Source organism: Vreelandella neptunia (assembly GCF_000712975.1).
GTDB classification, from domain to species: Bacteria; Pseudomonadota; Gammaproteobacteria; order Pseudomonadales; family Halomonadaceae; genus Vreelandella; species Vreelandella qaidamensis.
In genome coordinates, this window is sequence record NZ_JHQL01000005.1 from 34,658 (window position 1) to 51,262 (window position 16,605).

At 52.7% G+C, this 16,605-nt stretch carries 13 protein-coding genes; 1 reads left to right on the top strand and 12 read right to left on the bottom strand.

All coding sequences use genetic code 11. The features are described from left to right. Nucleotides 1–8: 8 nt before the first annotated feature. The 4 genes from glmM to rlmE all read right to left on the bottom strand — a co-directional run bounded on the left by glmM (nucleotide 9) and on the right by rlmE (nucleotide 5,268). On the bottom strand, nucleotides 9–1,358 hold the full coding sequence (gene glmM / locus CR46_RS0114615) for a phosphoglucosamine mutase (RefSeq protein WP_030074119.1): 1,350 nt from the start codon (nucleotides 1,356–1,358) through the stop codon (nucleotides 9–11). After that, nucleotides 1,355–2,272, bottom strand: coding sequence for a dihydropteroate synthase (gene folP, locus CR46_RS0114620; protein ID WP_030074120.1), 918 nt, complete (start codon nucleotides 2,270–2,272; stop codon nucleotides 1,355–1,357). Before folP ends, glmM begins: the two co-directional genes overlap by 4 nt. A 106-nt stretch (nucleotides 2,273–2,378) precedes the next feature. Continuing rightward, nucleotides 2,379–4,388: an ATP-dependent zinc metalloprotease FtsH gene (gene ftsH, locus CR46_RS0114625; protein ID WP_030074121.1), complete on the bottom strand. Its 2,010-nt coding sequence runs from the start codon at nucleotides 4,386–4,388 to the stop codon at nucleotides 2,379–2,381. A gap of 232 nt (nucleotides 4,389–4,620) precedes the next feature. After that, entirely contained in the window at nucleotides 4,621–5,268 is a 648-nt protein-coding gene (rlmE, locus tag CR46_RS0114630) for a 23S rRNA (uridine(2552)-2'-O)-methyltransferase RlmE (protein ID WP_030074122.1), read from the bottom strand. Between the two features lie 114 nt (nucleotides 5,269–5,382). On the opposite strand from rlmE, the gene yhbY reads away from it, so the two are divergent. Continuing rightward, a complete protein-coding gene (gene yhbY, locus CR46_RS0114635; RefSeq protein ID WP_030074123.1) occupies nucleotides 5,383–5,709 on the top strand; it encodes a ribosome assembly RNA-binding protein YhbY in 327 nt (108 codons plus the stop codon). 125 nt (nucleotides 5,710–5,834) lie between these two features. Here the strand turns inward: yhbY and greA are convergent, their stop codons facing one another. From greA to grpE, 8 genes are all read right to left on the bottom strand, one after another. Next, nucleotides 5,835–6,311 carry a transcription elongation factor GreA gene (gene greA, locus CR46_RS0114640; RefSeq protein WP_030074124.1) on the bottom strand — a complete coding sequence of 159 codons (477 nt, stop codon included), beginning with the start codon at nucleotides 6,309–6,311 and terminating at the stop codon, nucleotides 5,835–5,837. Then, nucleotides 6,308–9,538, bottom strand: a complete 3,231-nt coding sequence (gene carB / locus CR46_RS0114645; RefSeq protein ID WP_030074125.1) for a carbamoyl-phosphate synthase large subunit — start codon at nucleotides 9,536–9,538, stop codon at nucleotides 6,308–6,310. The genes greA and carB overlap by 4 nt, the downstream gene beginning before the upstream one ends. Before the next feature lie 72 nt (nucleotides 9,539–9,610). After that, nucleotides 9,611–10,756 (bottom strand): glutamine-hydrolyzing carbamoyl-phosphate synthase small subunit, encoded by a 1,146-nt coding sequence (carA, locus tag CR46_RS0114650; RefSeq protein ID WP_030074126.1) that lies wholly within the window; start codon nucleotides 10,754–10,756, stop codon nucleotides 9,611–9,613. 402 nt (nucleotides 10,757–11,158) lie between these two features. Further along, on the bottom strand, nucleotides 11,159–11,965 hold the full coding sequence (gene dapB, locus CR46_RS0114655) for a 4-hydroxy-tetrahydrodipicolinate reductase (RefSeq protein WP_030074127.1): 807 nt from the start codon (nucleotides 11,963–11,965) through the stop codon (nucleotides 11,159–11,161). Nucleotides 11,966–12,098: 133 nt separating this feature from the next. After that, nucleotides 12,099–12,380, bottom strand: coding sequence for a DUF2218 domain-containing protein (locus tag CR46_RS0114660; RefSeq protein WP_030074128.1), 282 nt, complete (start codon nucleotides 12,378–12,380; stop codon nucleotides 12,099–12,101). A 175-nt stretch (nucleotides 12,381–12,555) separates the two neighbouring features. Next, nucleotides 12,556–13,710: a molecular chaperone DnaJ gene (gene dnaJ, locus CR46_RS0114665; RefSeq protein ID WP_030074129.1), complete on the bottom strand. Its 1,155-nt coding sequence runs from the start codon at nucleotides 13,708–13,710 to the stop codon at nucleotides 12,556–12,558. 110 nt (nucleotides 13,711–13,820) lie between these two features. Continuing rightward, nucleotides 13,821–15,755, bottom strand: coding sequence for a molecular chaperone DnaK (dnaK, locus tag CR46_RS0114670; protein ID WP_030074130.1), 1,935 nt, complete (start codon nucleotides 15,753–15,755; stop codon nucleotides 13,821–13,823). Between the two features lie 170 nt (nucleotides 15,756–15,925). Further along, a complete protein-coding gene (grpE, locus tag CR46_RS0114675; protein WP_030074131.1) occupies nucleotides 15,926–16,555 on the bottom strand; it encodes a nucleotide exchange factor GrpE in 630 nt (209 codons plus the stop codon). Nucleotides 16,556–16,605: the final 50 nt, after the last annotated feature.

A 16,605-nucleotide genomic window follows, 5' to 3' on the forward strand; every position in this document is an offset into this window, starting at 1 on the left:
TTAGCAAGCTAACTAAGCAACGCCTGAACCTGATCAGCAAGTTTATGTGCCAAACGGTCAACATCTAGGTGAGCCCGGCCTTCTACCATGACACGAATAAGCGGTTCAGTGCCCGATGGTCGAAGTAAAACACGGCCCTGGTCGCCTAGTTCACTTTCAAGCGCAGTAACTGCTTCCAGTAACGGCTGTGCTGTCATGACATCTTTTGCATTGGTGCCCGCAGGCAGCCTAACGTTGACCAAGGACTGCGGAACCTTTTCTAACCCCTTAAGCAGTGATAGCAGTGGCTTTTGCTCTCGCATCATCAACGCCAACACCTGCAACGCCGACACAACCCCATCACCGGTCGTTTGAACATGTCCACATACGATATGGCCCGATGATTCGCCGCCTAGCTCCCAGCCATTAGCCGCCATCATTTCCATGACAAAACGATCGCCTACTTTCGCGCGTTGAAAAGGAATTCCCAGCCGCTCCAGCGCCATAGCAAGCCCGAAATTACTCATCAGGGTACCCACTACGCCACCTTCAAGCAGCCCCCGCTCGTGACGGTCTCGGGCAATCAGATAAAGAATATCGTCACCGTCTACCTCACGGCCATCAGCATCTACCAGTAGCACCCGATCACCATCCCCATCAAAGGCAACGCCTAAATCAGCGCCTTGCTGTATGACTGCTGCTCGCAGTGCAGCAGGATGGGTAGAGCCCACCTGATGATTAATATTCAACCCATCAGGGGCAGCGCCAATCACGCTAACATCGGCACCTAGCTCACGAAATACGTTTGGCGCAATGTGATAGGTAGCACCATGCGCACAATCCAATACAACTTTTAGACCATGCAGGCTAAGGCGATCAGGTAACGTCGATTTGCAGAACTCGATATAGCGCCCAGCAGCATCATCAATACGCGTTGCTTTACCCAGTTGAGCTGCCCCAGCGGTTGTTAGTGGCGCTTCAAGCATTTCCTCGATGCGATCCTCGATTGCATCGGGTAGCTTTTTACCTTCCGCTGAGAAGAACTTAATGCCGTTATCGTCAAACGCATTATGGGAAGCGGAAATCACAATTCCAGCATCGGCACGAAAGGTGCGTGTTAAATAAGCGATACCTGGCGTAGGCATTGGCCCTAACAGTGAAACATCTACACCCGCAGCGGATAGCCCAGCTTCGAGCGCCGACTCAAACATATAGCCGGAAATGCGTGTATCTTTACCAATCAATACGCGGGTACGGCCTTTTTCACGACGCAGCACCTGACCCGCTGCCCAGCCTAGCTTTAGCATAAAATCGGCAGTAATGGGCGCTTGCCCCACCGTACCGCGAATACCATCGGTACCAAAATAACGTCGCGTCATGACGTAACCTCTCTATTTAGGAGCAGCTCACAGCCTTCTTGAAGCACCGCCCAGGCCATATTCACAGCATCTACTGTCGGGCCAACGTCATGCACACGCAAAATGTTAGCACCACGTTCAACTGCCATGGCGGCTAGCGCGAGGCCTCCGGCCAGACGCTCTTCCACCGGGCGACCTAACACTTTACCAATCATGCTTTTCCGCGACATACCTACTAACATTGGCAACCCGAGCGCCTGAAGCTCATTCATGTATTTCAAGAGCCGCAAGTTATGCTCAATGGTTTTGCCAAAACCAAAGCCAGGATCCACCAGCAAACGGCTACGGCGAATTCCGGCCTGCTCGCACAACGCTATGCGCTCAGCCAGATAGTCAACCACCACTCGCTCAATAGGCTGATCGTAATGCGGCGATTGCTGCATGTCCTGAGGCTCACCTTGGCGATGCATTACACAAATTGGCAGGCTACTGCTTGCCGCAGCACTTAACGCACCTTCTCGCTCTAATGCACGCACATCGTTAATCATACCTGCGCCAAGCGCACTTACTTCACGCATAACAGCGGGGCTGCTCGTATCAACGGAAACTAGTGCATCTAGCTCGCGCACCAACGCTTCAACCACAGGGAGTACACGATCTAACTCCTCTTGTTCTGAAACGAAGCTGGCTCCAGGGCGGGTTGACTCCCCTCCCACATCGATTATCGCCGCGCCTTCCGCCAGCATTTGCTCAGCATGACGCAGGGCGCTATCTAAGCCAACATGCTGCCCTCCATCCGAGAAAGAGTCGGGGGTAACATTCAAAATACCCATTACTCTTGGAAATGAGAGATCTAGCAAGTGGCGTCCACAACGCAAATGATATGCGCTATCCGCTGCCTGTAAAGGCGATGAAGAGTCAACTATCGGTTTCATGCTGCGGCCTGATAAGAGAAAAACGTTACGGTAACTATTTCACAGCATAACAAAAAGGCGCCCCGCTATGGGACGCCTTGTCTAACATTACTACAGCCCTCGTTAATTACGATCCAGCAGAGCCACCTAACGGATCCGAGGGCCGACGACGAGGCTCGTCATCATCTTCTTCGCCATCCTCACCAGAAGCGCCTGGCGGGGTGTCATCCACCGATTCTCCAGCCTTCACTTCTGGCTTATCATCGCTAACACGTGTGCCACCGCCAGATGAATCACCGTCGTTCCAACCTTCAGGCGGACGCGGATCACGGCCTTCCATAATATCTTTCAGCTGATCGGCGTCGATAGTCTCGTATTTCATTAACGCTTCGGCCATCGCGTCCAGCTTGTCGCGATTATCTTCCAAAATCTGACGTGCCTGCTCGTAACACTCGTCGATAATTTTGCGCACTTCTTTATCGAGACGAGAAGTCGTTTCGCCAGACTTCAGCTTACCGCCACCTTGACCAGGGCCACCAAGGAATTGATGAGATTCATCTTCGTCGTACATGATCGGACCCATTTCACTCGACAGGCCCCACTTAGCAACCATGTTATGAGCAAGCTCTGTAGCGCGCTTGATGTCATTAGAGGCACCGGTAGTCACACCGTTAGCGCCCAACGTCATCTCTTCAGCAATACGACCACCGAACAGCGAGCAAATTTGGCTAAGAATTTGCTGACGCGACAGACTATAGCGATCCTCTTCCGGCAAGAACATCGTGACACCCAACGCCCGGCCACGTGGGATGATCGTCACTTTGTAAACAGGATCATGATCAGGGGCAACCAAGCCAATAATGGCATGACCTGATTCGTGATACGCGGTGTTGAGCTTCTCTTTATCGGTCATGACCATCGATTTGCGCTCAGCGCCCATCATGATCTTATCTTTAGCAAGCTCCAGCTCTTCCATGGCAACCAAGCGCTTATTACGACGGGCCGCAAACAGTGCTGCCTCATTCACCAAGTTTGCAAGGTCCGCGCCAGAGAAGCCCGGAGTACCGCGTGCAATCAGCTGCGGCTTAACATCATCAGCCAGCGGCACTTTGCGTAGATGAACACCCAAAATGTGCTCACGACCACGAATATCCGGCAAACCAACGGTCACCTGACGGTCAAAACGACCTGGGCGCAACAGCGCAGGGTCAAGCACGTCAGGACGGTTAGTCGCGGCAATCACAATAACGCCTTCGTTAGCCTCAAAACCGTCCATCTCAACTAGCAGCTGGTTAAGCGTTTGCTCACGCTCATCATTACCGCCGCCCATACCTGCACCGCGCGAACGACCAACCGCATCAATTTCGTCAATAAAGATAATACAAGGTGCTTGTTTCTTGGCCTGCTCGAACATATCACGAACGCGTGAAGCACCGACGCCCACAAACATCTCAACAAAATCTGAACCGGAGATCGAGAAAAACGGCACCTTGGCTTCACCGGCAATCGACTTGGCCAGCAGCGTTTTACCCGTTCCTGGGGGACCTACCATCAATACACCACGAGGGATTGTTCCACCCAGGCGCTGAAACTTGGTCGGATCGCGCAAGAAATCTACCAGCTCTTCAACTTCTTCTTTTGCTTCGTCACAACCTGCAACATCAGCAAACGTCGTTTTAATCTGATCCTGCGACAGCAGTTTAGCTTTAGATTTGCCGAAGCTCATCGGGCCGCCTTTACCGCCACCAGCACCACCCTGCATTTGGCGCATAAAGAACATAAAGATGGCCAAGATGAGCAGGATCGGGAAGCTAGCAATCAGCAAACGTGTCCAGATGCTTTGCTGCTCAGGCTCTTTACCAACCACTGTCACGTTATTACTTAACAAATCATCCATCAGCTTGGGGTCTTCCGCCGCTGGACGAATGGTCTGGAACTGGGAGCCGTCCGTTCGCTCACCAATGATGGTATAGCCATCAATCGTGACACTACGCACCTGCTGATTTTGCACCTGCTGCACAAACTGAGAATAGTTAGTGGTTTGCGGTGCACTTTCTGTACTGAAATTGTTGAACACTGTCAGTAGAACGGCCGCAATGACCAACCACAGAATCAGGTTCTTCGCCATATCGTTCAAGGGGCTACCCTCATTACAAGAATCCGTCAGTTAACCGTCAATACTCAGACCTTACACTAGAGCTTAACGTTCAACCATTGCCAAAGCACATTTTGCTTTGGGCCATCTGTGTCACGCACGTCCAACCTGCATAATGTGACACAATTTGCGCCTGCCTGTCTGGCAATCGCACTGATAAATCTTTGCTATTACTCGCCAGCTTGCCTGACCGCCAGCGCATATTTACGTTACGTTAACCGCGAAATCCTTCCGCTAAGAAATAAACCTCCCGCGAACGCGCCCTTGAGGCATCCGGCTTGCGAGTAACCACTCGATCAAAGCTATTTCGAAGCTCTTTCAAATAGGTATCAAACCCTTCACCTTGAAAAACTTTTGCCAAGAAGCGCCCACCCGTTGGCAACGTTTCTCGCGCAAGCTCTAAAGCCAGTTCAACAAGATACATCGCCTGAGGCTGATCAATTGCTGCCATACCACTCATATTGGGGGCCATGTCAGACATCACAAGGTCTACTTGGCGATTTCCTAAACGCTCTAGAATCGCATTAAGCACGCTTTCCTCAGTAAAATCACCCTGAACAAAGTCAACACCGGCCAGCGCATCCATCTCCAGGATATCTGACGCTATCACGATACCATCAGGCCCCACCTTTTCTGCGGCAATTTGACTCCACCCACCAGGGGCAGCGCCTAGGTCAATGACGGTCATACCTGGGCGAAACAACTTATCTTTTTCATCAAGTTCAAGCAGCTTATAGCTTGCCCGAGAGCGATAGCCATCTTGCCAGCGTTGCTTAACGTACTGGTCGTCAAAGTGTTCTTTCTTCCAGTTATTGCTGGTTTTGCTCACTGAATGTTTACGGCTTGGGGGCTTTTGCTGCATGTGGGAATCTAACACTGGAATAAGAGATGGGCACATTAAAGCGATTGCTTTCACTTAACGGCTTTTCACCGTAAGATGGAGCGTTAAGCGCTAACCGGGATACCGCAAGATACCATGAGCTTGTCACAGGCACAAAAGAAAGCATTTCGTAGCATTGGCCACCACCTTAATCCGGTGGTCACCGTTTCTGAAAACGGCGTCTCCGAAAATCTGCTCGCAGAACTCAGCCGCGCACTCAATGATCACGAGCTCATTAAAGTGAAGCTCGCTATTGCAGAGCGGGATGACCGCGTCGCAATGCTCAACGAGCTCGTCGCCGACAGTCACGCTGAGCTAGTACAAACCATTGGCAAAATGGCGCTGCTTTATCGCCGTAACCCAAAGGTAAACCCCAAGCTTTCCAACATCACGCGTTTTGAAAACCACCACGGACGGCATTAACCTGCACGTGACTCGTTAAAGAATGCATGACACTAAAAGGCCCGTGACATCATCGTCACGGGCCTTTTAGTGTGTCTGGATCGCAGGCGCCATAAAGACGCCTGCCCCTGCGTCACAGCGGTAAATCAGAGGTGTTCAACACTCTCAATTTCGTACTCAACATCGCCACCTGGGGTTTTCACCACCACCACATCGCCTTCTTCTTTGCCAATCATCGCTCGGGCGATAGGCGAGGTCACAGAAATGCGCCCCTCTTTTATATTGGCCTCATCTTCACCAACAATGCGGTAGGTAACACTAGCGTCGCTATCCAGGTTCAGCAAAGAGACGGTAACGCCAAAGATCACCTTGCCGGTTTTCGGCAGCTTGGTAACGTCAATTACCTGGGCACCTGAAAGCTTGCTCTCAATTTCCTGGATACGGCCTTCAATAAACCCTTGCTGCTCACGAGCGGCGTGGTATTCGGCATTCTCTTTGAGATCACCGTGTTCACGCGCTTCAGCAATAGCAGCTATCACTTGGGGGCGTGCTTCGCTCTTCAAGTGATTAAGCTCTTCGCGAAGACTTTTTTCTCCCGCTACCGTCATCGGGACCTTGTTCATTGACTTGCTCCTGCATGCAGATCCTGAAGGCGCCGCACCGTAATCTCCCTACCGTACTCAAGCGCCATGCAAACAGCATTAGCGCCCGCCAAGGTGGTCGCATAGGGCACCTTGCGCGCGAGAGCAGTACGGCGAATAATTGAAGAGTCGTTAATAGCCTGACGACCTTCAGTCGTGTTCACGATGTAGGCGATTTCGTCGTTCTTAAGCAGATCGACGATATGGGGACGGCCTTCGTAGACTTTATTGACGTGCTCCACTTCCAGTCCAGCAGCTTCAAGTGCTGCCGCTGTACCGCGCGTTGCACATAGTGTGAAGCCCAATGTTAGCAGAGAACGCGCCACTTCGATAATCCCTTGCTTGTCGGGCTCGCGTACCGAAAGGAACGCTTTGCGGTCACCATCCAAAGCCGGAATAGCTTCGCCAGCACCCAATTGCGCCTTGAAGAAGGCTTCTGCAAAGGTATCGCCAGAGCCCATTACTTCACCCGTCGACTTCATCTCGGGCGACAGAATCGGATCAACACCTTGGAACTTATTAAACGGGAAGACTGCCTCTTTCACGCTGTAGAAATGTGGGATGATTTCGCGCTCAAAGCCCTGCTCGGCAAGTGTTTTACCCGCCATGCAGCGCGCCGCAATTTGCGCAAGCGACGTGCCAATGCACTTAGACACAAACGGCACGGTACGCGAAGCTCGGGGGTTGACCTCAATGACATAAATCTCGCCATCCTGCCACGCCAGCTGGACGTTCATCAGGCCTTTCACGCCCAGCTCAACGGCCATTTTCTTGACCTGCTCGCGCATTTCATCCTGCACTTCGGCAGGCAGCGAGTAAGGCGGCAGCGCACAGGCGGAGTCACCAGAGTGAACACCCGCTTGCTCAACGTGTTGCATAATGCCGCCAATCACCACCTGCTGACCGTCAGATACAGCGTCGATATCAATCTCAATCGCTGCACTCAAGAAGTGATCAAGCAGGACGGGGGAGTCGTTAGACACCTTCACCGCATTGGTCATGTAGTTTTCAAGTTCAGAGGCATCATAAACGATCTCCATCGCCCGTCCACCCAGCACGTAGCTAGGACGAACCACCAACGGATAGCCAATCGCCTCTGCCTTGGAAAACGCCTCTTCAAAGCTACGGGCGGTCGCATTGGGCGGTTGTTTCAAACCTAGCTTGTCGATCATCACCTGGAAGCGCTCGCGATCTTCGGCGCGGTCGATGGCATCCGGTGTGGTACCGATAATCGGCACGCCCGCCGCCTCAAGCTCGCGGGCCAGCTTCAGCGGGGTTTGACCGCCGAACTGCACAATCACACCTACCGGCTTCTCCTTGTCGGCAATTTCCAACACATCTTCCAGCGTCACCGGCTCAAAGTAGAGACGATCAGAGGTGTCGTAGTCGGTAGAAACGGTTTCCGGGTTGCAATTGACCATGATGGTTTCATAGCCATCATCGCGCATGGCGAAAGCGGCATGCACACAGCAGTAATCAAACTCGATGCCTTGACCGATACGGTTCGGACCACCACCCAGGACCATAATTTTCTGGCGATCCGACACATCCGCTTCGCACTCCTCTTCATAGGTGGAGTACATGTAAGCAGTGTCGGAGGCAAATTCCGCCGCACAAGTGTCGACACGTTTATAAACTGGACGAATGCCCGCTGCCTGACGCGTTTTGCGGAACTCCTTTTCAGCTACACCAAGCAGCTTGGCCAAACGCGCATCACCAAAGCCTTTACGCTTTAGTTGGTACAGCTCGCGGGTAGAGAAATCGGCCAGGGCGCGCTTGGCGACGGCATTTTCAGTCAACACCAGGTCTTCCAACTGCACCAGGAACCAAGGGTCGATATTGGTTAGCGCAAATACCTCATCGACACTCATTCCCGAGCGCATAGCGTCAGCGATGTAGAAAATACGCTCAGCACCGGCGGCCTGCAACTCGCCCTGAATGATCGCCATGTTGTCTGGCGTGAAATCTGTGATGATCGGATCAAGGCCATCGTTACCGGTCTCAAGCCCGCGCAGCGCTTTCTGCAGCGACTCTTGGAAGGTACGACCAATTGCCATCACTTCACCCACTGACTTCATCTGGGTGGTCAGACGGTCGTTTGCCTGGGGGAATTTCTCGAAAGTAAAGCGCGGAATCTTAGTGACGACATAATCGATTGATGGTTCAAACGATGCAGGCGTGCGACCACCGGTAATATCGTTTTGCAGCTCGTCCAAGGTGTAACCCACCGCCAGTTTCGCGGCAATTTTGGCAATCGGGAAACCCGTGGCCTTAGAGGCCAGCGCCGACGAGCGCGATACCCGCGGGTTCATCTCGATAACCACCAGACGGCCGGTTTTCGGATCCATACCAAACTGTACGTTGGAGCCACCGGTTTCCACACCAATCTCGCGCAGTACCGCAAGGCTGGCGTCACGCATGATTTGGTACTCTTTGTCAGTCAGCGTTTGCGCTGGCGCGACGGTAATCGAGTCACCGGTGTGAACGCCCATCGGGTCGAAGTTTTCAATCGCACAGACAATGATGCAGTTGTCATTCTTATCCCGCACCACTTCCATCTCGTACTCTTTCCAACCCAGCAGCGACTCATCAATCAATAGCTCGTGGTTGTTGGAAAGCTCGAAACCGCGAGTACAGATCTCTTCGAACTCTTCTTTGTTATACGCCACACCGCCGCCGGAGCCGCCCATGGTGTAAGAAGGACGAATAATGGTTGGGAAGCCGAGCTCCGCCTGAATTTCCCAGGCCTCGTCCATGGTGTGCGCCACTTTCGCTTTCGGACACTCCAAACCAATACGCTTCATGGCTTGATCGAACAGATCGCGGTCTTCAGCCATGTTAATCGCATCGGCGTTGGCACCGATCATCTCGACGCTGTACTTTTCCAGTACGCCATGCTTTTCCAGGTCAAGCGCACAGTTGAGCGCTGTCTGGCCACCCATGGTGGGTAAAATCGCATCAGGGCGCTCGACCTCAATGATCTTTTCCACCGCTTGCCAGGTAATTGGCTCGATGTAGGTTGCATCGGCCATAGCCGGGTCGGTCATGATGGTGGCTGGGTTGGAGTTAACCAAAATAACTCGGAACCCCTCTTCACGCAGCGCTTTACACGCTTGGGCGCCGGAGTAGTCAAACTCGCAGGCCTGGCCGATGACAATCGGGCCAGCGCCAATGATAAGAATGCTGTTGATATCGGTACGCTTAGGCATAACGGTTCCCGCAAAATAGGTGACGATGAGCGACAAAAAAACGGCGTTACATGGCTGCTATCAAAGGCAGCGTTAGCGGCGCGCCTGCATCATGGCAATAAAGCGATCAAATAGCGGCGCCACATCGCGCGGGCCGGGGCTGGCTTCCGGGTGACCCTGGAAGCTAAACGCCGGGCGGTCAGTGCGCTCAATCCCTTGCAGCGTGCCATCAAACAGCGAACGGTGCGTAGCGCGCACGTTGGCTGGCAGAGTCGCTTCATCGGCGGCAAAGCCGTGGTTTTGGCTGGTAATCATAACCGTGCCGGTGTCTAGGTCTTGCACCGGATGGTTGGCGCCGTGGTGGCCGTGGCCCATCTTCACGGTTTTGGCACCCGAGGCCAGCGCCAGCAACTGGTGACCAAGGCAGATACCAAATACCGGCGTGTTGGTTTCCAATACTTCCTGAATCGCTTTGATAGCGTAGTCACAAGGCTCGGGGTCACCCGGGCCGTTAGCCAGAAAGACACCATCCGGATTCATTGCCAATACGTCAGCAGCAGGCGTTTGTGCTGGCACAACCGTCAACCGGCAGCCACGCGCGGCCAGCATGCGTAGAATGTTAAATTTCACGCCGTAATCAAACGCCACCACGTGATAAGGGCGCTCGCCTTGCGTCGTATCTGCGTAACCCTCGCCCAGGGTCCACTCGCCTTGTGTCCATTCGTAAGCCTCTTTGCACGAGACTTCTTTGGCCAGATCCATGCCCTTCAACCCAGGAAATGCCTTCGCTGCCGCTAGCGCCCGCTCTACCGCATCATCGCCCTCTGCTTCTGCACCCGCCAGAATCGCGCCGTTTTGCGCGCCTTTATCGCGCAGAATACGCGTTAAGCGGCGGGTATCGATATCCGCAATGCCCAGCACATTTTGGCTTTTCAGATAATCGGAAAGGCTTTGCTCTGAACGGAAGCTGCTGGCTAGCAGAGGTAAATCACGAATCACCAGGCCCGCTGCGGCAATCGATGCCGATTCCACATCTTCAGAATTAATGCCGGTATTGCCGATATGGGGATAGGTCAACGTGACGATTTGGCGGGTATAAGAGGGGTCAGTGAGGATTTCCTGGTAGCCGGTCATGGCTGTATTGAACACCACCTCACCGCTTGTGACGCCCTCCGCGCCAATGGCTATGCCATGAAACACACTGCCATCTTCCAGGGCCAATATCGCGGGTTTGCTCAATGCGGGGTTATTCAAGACAAGTTCTCCCATGCTGGTGGGAGCCTGTGGGCGCAGGCTCGGCGATCCGGTTTGTCGGCGTTTGCGTGCAAACGTCGGGTCGTAAAAAAGCGGGACGAAGCCGATAGTAAAAAATCGGTTTCATCCCGCTTGTTGTTCTCTTCCGTGGCGTTTAGCCATGGCGCAGCATTTAGCTGACTATTTTTTCTAACCGAAGGCCAGTGCAACAAGCGCGGTGCTTTCTCTACATGTACATCTTCAACGCCTATTGGCGTGTGTTCAATGCAGATTTGTTGCTGCTTTTTGCAGCCACTGGGCCAAAATTTTTGGAATGTTACAGGATTTACCGACTTTAGGCTAGCCCTTTATTGTCACGCTAGCACCTGGGGTCGCTCTGACAATACCTTAGCTTAGCTCCAATACATCCTGCATATCGTAACGGCCATGCGCTTTGTCGGCGACCCAACGGGCGGCACGTACCGCGCCTTTGGCAAAGGTCATACGACTAGAGGCTTTATGGGTAATCTCGATACGCTCACCTTCTGTCGCAAACATCACCGTATGCTCACCAACGATGTCGCCAGCACGTACAGTGGCAAAGCCAATCTCTTTGTCGGTGCGCGGGCCACACTGCCCTACCCGTTCAAAAACACCATGCTCTTTTAGCGTGCGGCCAATGCTCTCTGCGACCACTTCACCCATCTTAATCGCGGTGCCGGAAGGCGCATCCACTTTATGACGGTGGTGAGCTTCGATCACTTCAATATCGTAGCCTTCATCACCAAGAGCTTTAGCCGCTGTTTCGAGCAGCTTAAGGGTTAGATTAACGCCTACGCTCATGTTGGGTGCAAATACCATGGCAACTTTATCACGGTAGCTATCCAGCTCGGCTAGCTCGTCATCGCTCATCCCGGTAGTGCCAATCACAATGCGCTTGCCGTGTTCAGCGCAGAACGCCAAATTTGCCAAGGTGACCTGCGGCGCAGTGAAATCGATCAGCACGTCGAAGTCATCTACGATTGCGGCGAGAGAATCTACCGCCACTACGCCGCGTTTGCCAACGCCCGCCAGCTCACCGATGTCCGCACCTGCCAAGGAACTACCTGGCTCAACGATGCCACCTGCTAGCGAGGTATCCGCCTGCTGTTCTACCGCATTTACTAAGGTACGGCCCATACGGCCTGCTACGCCTACAATGGCAATTCGGGTCATGGAAACTCCTGCGCGTGCGTCGTTCAGCACCCAGCTTGATATAAGAAAGCCACGGGTTAAAAGGGGTCAAGATTATAACAGACCCCTCTTAATGATGCGGCGCTTAAGGGAACGCACCGCTACTTTGAACGAATTAGTTCTCCCAAACGATTTCCAGCGGTTCATCATTGGCCATACGAACAAGATGACTCTCCACCACGCCCTCTAACTGGTCTAAGTGGTTCTCTTCCAGCGTCTCAAGAGAAACAATCAGGCGATCCGGCTCGGCATGCATTAAGCAAGTACCATTGGCAAAGGTGATTTTGGCTTCCTGTTCTCCATGCTCAACCTCAAGCTTATGCGCCCAATGTTTGCACAAACGGTTAATCAAGCGCTCGCCAGAAGAGGTGATGATTTCGGCACGGGATAACGGCATCGTATGCTCTCCATAAAGTTTACGAATAAGTTCTCACTAGCGTAATCCTCTCAATAGAAACCGCAAAGCACAGAAAAAGAATTATTTGCGCTACCCTTCCCCAACCAACCGGCAATAAAAACGCCCCAGCACACGAAGGTGATGGGGCGTTGAGCTGCCGTGAAGTGAATTGCCGTTACGGCTTCATATCTTCAAAAAACTTCTTCACGCTGTCGAAGAAGCCGGTCTTCTTCGGCGAATGGCTGTGACTATTGCTACCATCAAAGCTCTCTTGCAGCTGACGAAGCAAATCTTTCTGCTCGTCGTTGAGATTAACCGGCGTTTCCAATACCACCTTGCACAGCAAGTCACCCGCTGCGCCGCCGCGTACCGGCTTCACGCCTTTACCACGTAACCTGAAGAGTTTACCGGTTTGGGTTTCCGGCGGAATCTTCAGCTTCACACGGCCATCTAGCGTAGGTACTTCAAGCTCACCACCTAATGCAGCATCAACAAAGTTGATCGGCACGTCACACTGTAAGTGTTTGCCATCGCGCTGGAAGATGTGGTGCGGCTTAATAGCGACCTGAACGTACAGATCACCAGGCGGGCCACCGTTAATGCCACTCTCACCTTCGCCGTTCAGGCGAATGCGATCACCGGTATCGACACCCGGCGGAATCTTCACCGATAGCGTGCGCGTTTCCCGTACACGGCCTTCGCCGTTACATTTGTGGCATGGCACTTTAATGTGCTGGCCACTACCGTGACAGGTCGGGCAGGTTTGCTGAACCGCAAAAAAGCCTTGCTGCATACGCACTTGGCCATGGCCATGGCACGTGGGGCAAGTTTCTTTGCTAGAACCTGGCTCGGCACCTTCACCATCGCAGCGATCACACTCAATATGACGTGGCACACGGATATCAACAGTTGTGCCAGAAACTGCGTTTTCCAGATCAAGCTCTAGGTTGTAGCGAAGGTCGCTACCACGAGCGGGGGCGTTAGGGCCACGACGACGGCCACCACCGCCACCAAAGATATCGCCAAACACATCGCCAAAGATGTCGCTGAAATCGCCAGCGCCACCACCACCGAACCCGCCACCGCCAAAGCCACCGCCTTGGCCGTCTACACCGGCGTGACCAAACTGGTCATATGCCGCGCGCTTTTCGCCATCGCTTAAGACTTCGTATGCTTCTGACACTTCGCGGAATTTTTCCGCTGACGTGTTATCGTCCGGGTTTCGATCAGGGTGGAATTTTTGCGCCAAGCGGCGGTAGGCCTTTTTGATCTCTTTCTGATCGGCCCCTTTTTCGACACCCAGGACTTCGTAATAATCGCGTTTGGACATGGGTCCTACGCCTCCTGGTTAGCTACGCACTTAATTAGGCGTCTGCTGCGGAAACAGCAACGCGGGAGTTGTCTCCCGCGTCACCGCATTCCTTAGCAGATAGAGGTGATTTACTGCTTCTTCTTGTCGTCGTTGACTTCTTCATACTCAGCGTCAACCACGTCATCCTCTGGCTTAGTGCTAGTATTTTCAGCACTTTCGCCGTCCGCCTGTTGAGCAGCTTCAGCCTGCTCGGCGTACATTTTCTGCGCTAACTTACCAGACACTTCGGTCAGTGCATCCAGTTTCTGCTGGATGTTGTCCTGATCGTCAGTCTTCACTGCTTCTTCCAGCTCGCTAATTGCGCTCTCGATGGCTTGTTTCTCGTCATCAGTCGCTTTATCGCCCGCTTCTTGCACGGTTTTGCGAGTGGCGTGAATCATGCCATCTGCTTGGTTACGCAGCTGCACTAGCGCTTCGAACTTCTTATCTTCGTCCGCGTGTGCTTCCGCATCGCGTACCATTTGCTCGATCTCTTCATCCGTGAGACCGCTGGACGCTTTAATGACAATCGACTGCTCTTTATTAGTCGCCTTGTCTTTGGCTGATACGTTCAGAATGCCGTTGGCATCCAGATCAAAAGCCACTTCAATCTGCGGCACACCACGCGGTGCTGGCGGAATGTCTGCAAGGTCAAAACGACCCAGCGACTTATTCTGCGCAACTTGCTTACGCTCACCCTGCACGACGTGAATCGTTACTGCCGTTTGGTTATCATCCGCCGTAGAGAAGGTTTGTGTCTTCTTCGTGGGGATGGTGGTGTTTTTGTCGATCAACGGTGTCATTACGCCGCCTAGGGTTTCAATACCTAGGGTTAGCGGCGTCACATCTAGCAGCAGTACGTCTTTTACGTCGCCGCCAAGTACACCGCCCTGAATCGCCGCACCAACAGCAACCGCTTCATCAGGGTTAACGTCTTTACGCGCTTCTTTGCCGAAGAAATCAGCGGCTTTCTTCTGCACCATCGGCATGCGCGTCTGGCCACCGACCAGAATCACTTCGTCGATTTCAGATGCAGACAAACCAGCATCTTTCAGCGCCATTTTGCACGGGTCGAGCGAGCGCTGTACCAGATCTTCAACCAATGACTCCAACTTGGCACGTGTCACCTTCACGTTAAGGTGTTTCGGACCAGTATTGTCAGCGGTGATATACGGCAGATTAACATCTGTCTGCTGTGCACTAGAAAGCTCAATTTTGGCTTTCTCGGCCGCTTCTTTCAGACGCTGCATAGCCAAGTTGTCGCCAGACAGGTCCATACCGCTATCCGCTTTGAACTGGTCAACTAAATAGTTGATCAGCGCCAAGTCGAAATCTTCACCGCCCAGGAAGGTGTCGCCGTTGGTGGCCAACACTTCAAACTGGGTTTCGCCGTCAACGTCTGCCACTTCGATAATAGAAATATCGAAAGTACCGCCACCCAGGTCGTATACCGCGATGGTTTTATCACCACGGGATTTGTCCATACCGTAGGCTAATGCGGCAGCAGTCGGCTCGTTAATGATGCGCTTAACATCAAGACCGGCAATACGGCCCGCATCTTTAGTTGCCTGACGCTGGCTGTCGTTAAAGTACGCAGGTACGGTAATAACCGCTTCAGTTACTGCTTCACCGAGATAGTCTTCGGCGGTTTTCTTCATTTTCTTCAGCACTTCCGCGCTTACCTGCGGCGGTGCCATTTTTTTACCTTTTACTTCAACCCAAGCATCACCGTTATCAGCTTCGGTGATTTTGTAAGGCACCATTTTGATGTCTTTTTGTACGACATCATCTTTAAAGCGACGGCCAATCAGGCGCTTAATCGCGTAAAGAGTGTTTTCAGGATTGGTGACGGCCTGACGTTTTGCTGCCTGGCCTACCAGCGTCTCACCATCGTCGGTGTAGGCAATAATGGAAGGCGTAGTGCGGCCACCTTCGGCATTTTCAATTACTTTAGCGCTGTCACCATCGAGCACTGCCACACAAGAGTTGGTGGTGCCCAGATCGATACCAATAATGCGTCCCATAGCAAAAACCTCGAATTCGGTTGTTACAAAACTGATGTTTGAAAGCTGATGTCAAAAAATCTGCTTTTTGAAACTTAAAGCGTCTGCGGGTTTTCCCGCGGGTTGCCCTTTATTTGGGGGCCGCTTGCAGCATTTCAAGGGGCTTTTTTTTGCTTTGTGTCAACCAATGATTAATTGGCTTTTTGGCTGACTACCACCATCGCTGGGCGAACTAGGCGACCGTTAAGCAAATAACCCTTCTGCATCACTTCCATGACGGTATTGGGTTCAAGCTCGGGATTCGGCACCATCGCCATCGCTTCGTGAACCTGCGGGTCAAAGGGCTCACCCTGAGGCTCAACGCTTTCCACGCCAAATTTATTCAATACGCCTAACTGCATTTTAAGGGTCATGGAAACGCCCTCACGATGAACGTCAGAGGCTCCGTCTTCCATGCTTTCTAGGGCTTTTTCCAGACTATCAACAACGGGCAATAGCTCTTTAACAAATTTTTCTAAAGCAAATTTGCGCGCTTTTTCAGCTTCTTGCTCAGCCCGGCGACGCACGTTTTGAGCTTCAGCAGCGGCACGTAGCGCTTGGTCTTTAGCTTCCGCCAAGCTCTGCTCAAGCTCTTCCACCTGAGCGGCTAGCATATCGGCTTCTGGGTTTCCTACGTCGCCCTCTAGCGCCGCGTCTTCATCGATTAACCCTTCCAGCTCACCTTCAATCAGGCGCTCTTCAGCCGCTTGCTCGGTGACTTCTGCCTCTTGCTCTTGGCGGGCCAGCTCATCTTCTAATGGGGTTTGCGGTTCTTTTGCCATGCCTAGCTCCTGAAAAATATGCAGCGGTGGCATTAACGGCCACCTCGGTT

What these genes read in the sequence shown, in the direction of transcription:
- grpE (WP_030074131.1), bottom strand. Translation starts at nt 16,555, where the DNA reads ATGGCAAAAGAACCGCAAACCCCATTAGAAGATGAGCTGGCCCGCCAA.
- rlmE (WP_030074122.1), bottom strand. Translation starts at nt 5,268, where the DNA reads ATGCAGCAAAAGCCCCCAAGCCGTAAACATTCAGTGAGCAAAACCAGC.
- carB (WP_030074125.1), bottom strand. Translation starts at nt 9,538, where the DNA reads ATGCCTAAGCGTACCGATATCAACAGCATTCTTATCATTGGCGCTGGC.
- dapB (WP_030074127.1), bottom strand. Translation starts at nt 11,965, where the DNA reads ATGACCCGAATTGCCATTGTAGGCGTAGCAGGCCGTATGGGCCGTACC.
- dnaJ (WP_030074129.1), bottom strand. Translation starts at nt 13,710, where the DNA reads ATGTCCAAACGCGATTATTACGAAGTCCTGGGTGTCGAAAAAGGGGCC.
- dnaK (WP_030074130.1), bottom strand. Translation starts at nt 15,755, where the DNA reads ATGGGACGCATTATTGGTATCGATCTGGGCACCACCAACTCTTGTGTG.
- greA (WP_030074124.1), bottom strand. Translation starts at nt 6,311, where the DNA reads ATGAACAAGGTCCCGATGACGGTAGCGGGAGAAAAAAGTCTTCGCGAA.
- yhbY (WP_030074123.1), top strand. Translation starts at nt 5,383, where the DNA reads ATGAGCTTGTCACAGGCACAAAAGAAAGCATTTCGTAGCATTGGCCAC.
- folP (WP_030074120.1), bottom strand. Translation starts at nt 2,272, where the DNA reads ATGAAACCGATAGTTGACTCTTCATCGCCTTTACAGGCAGCGGATAGC.
- glmM (WP_030074119.1), bottom strand. Translation starts at nt 1,358, where the DNA reads ATGACGCGACGTTATTTTGGTACCGATGGTATTCGCGGTACGGTGGGG.
- CR46_RS0114660 (WP_030074128.1), bottom strand. Translation starts at nt 12,380, where the DNA reads ATGCCGTTATCCCGTGCCGAAATCATCACCTCTTCTGGCGAGCGCTTG.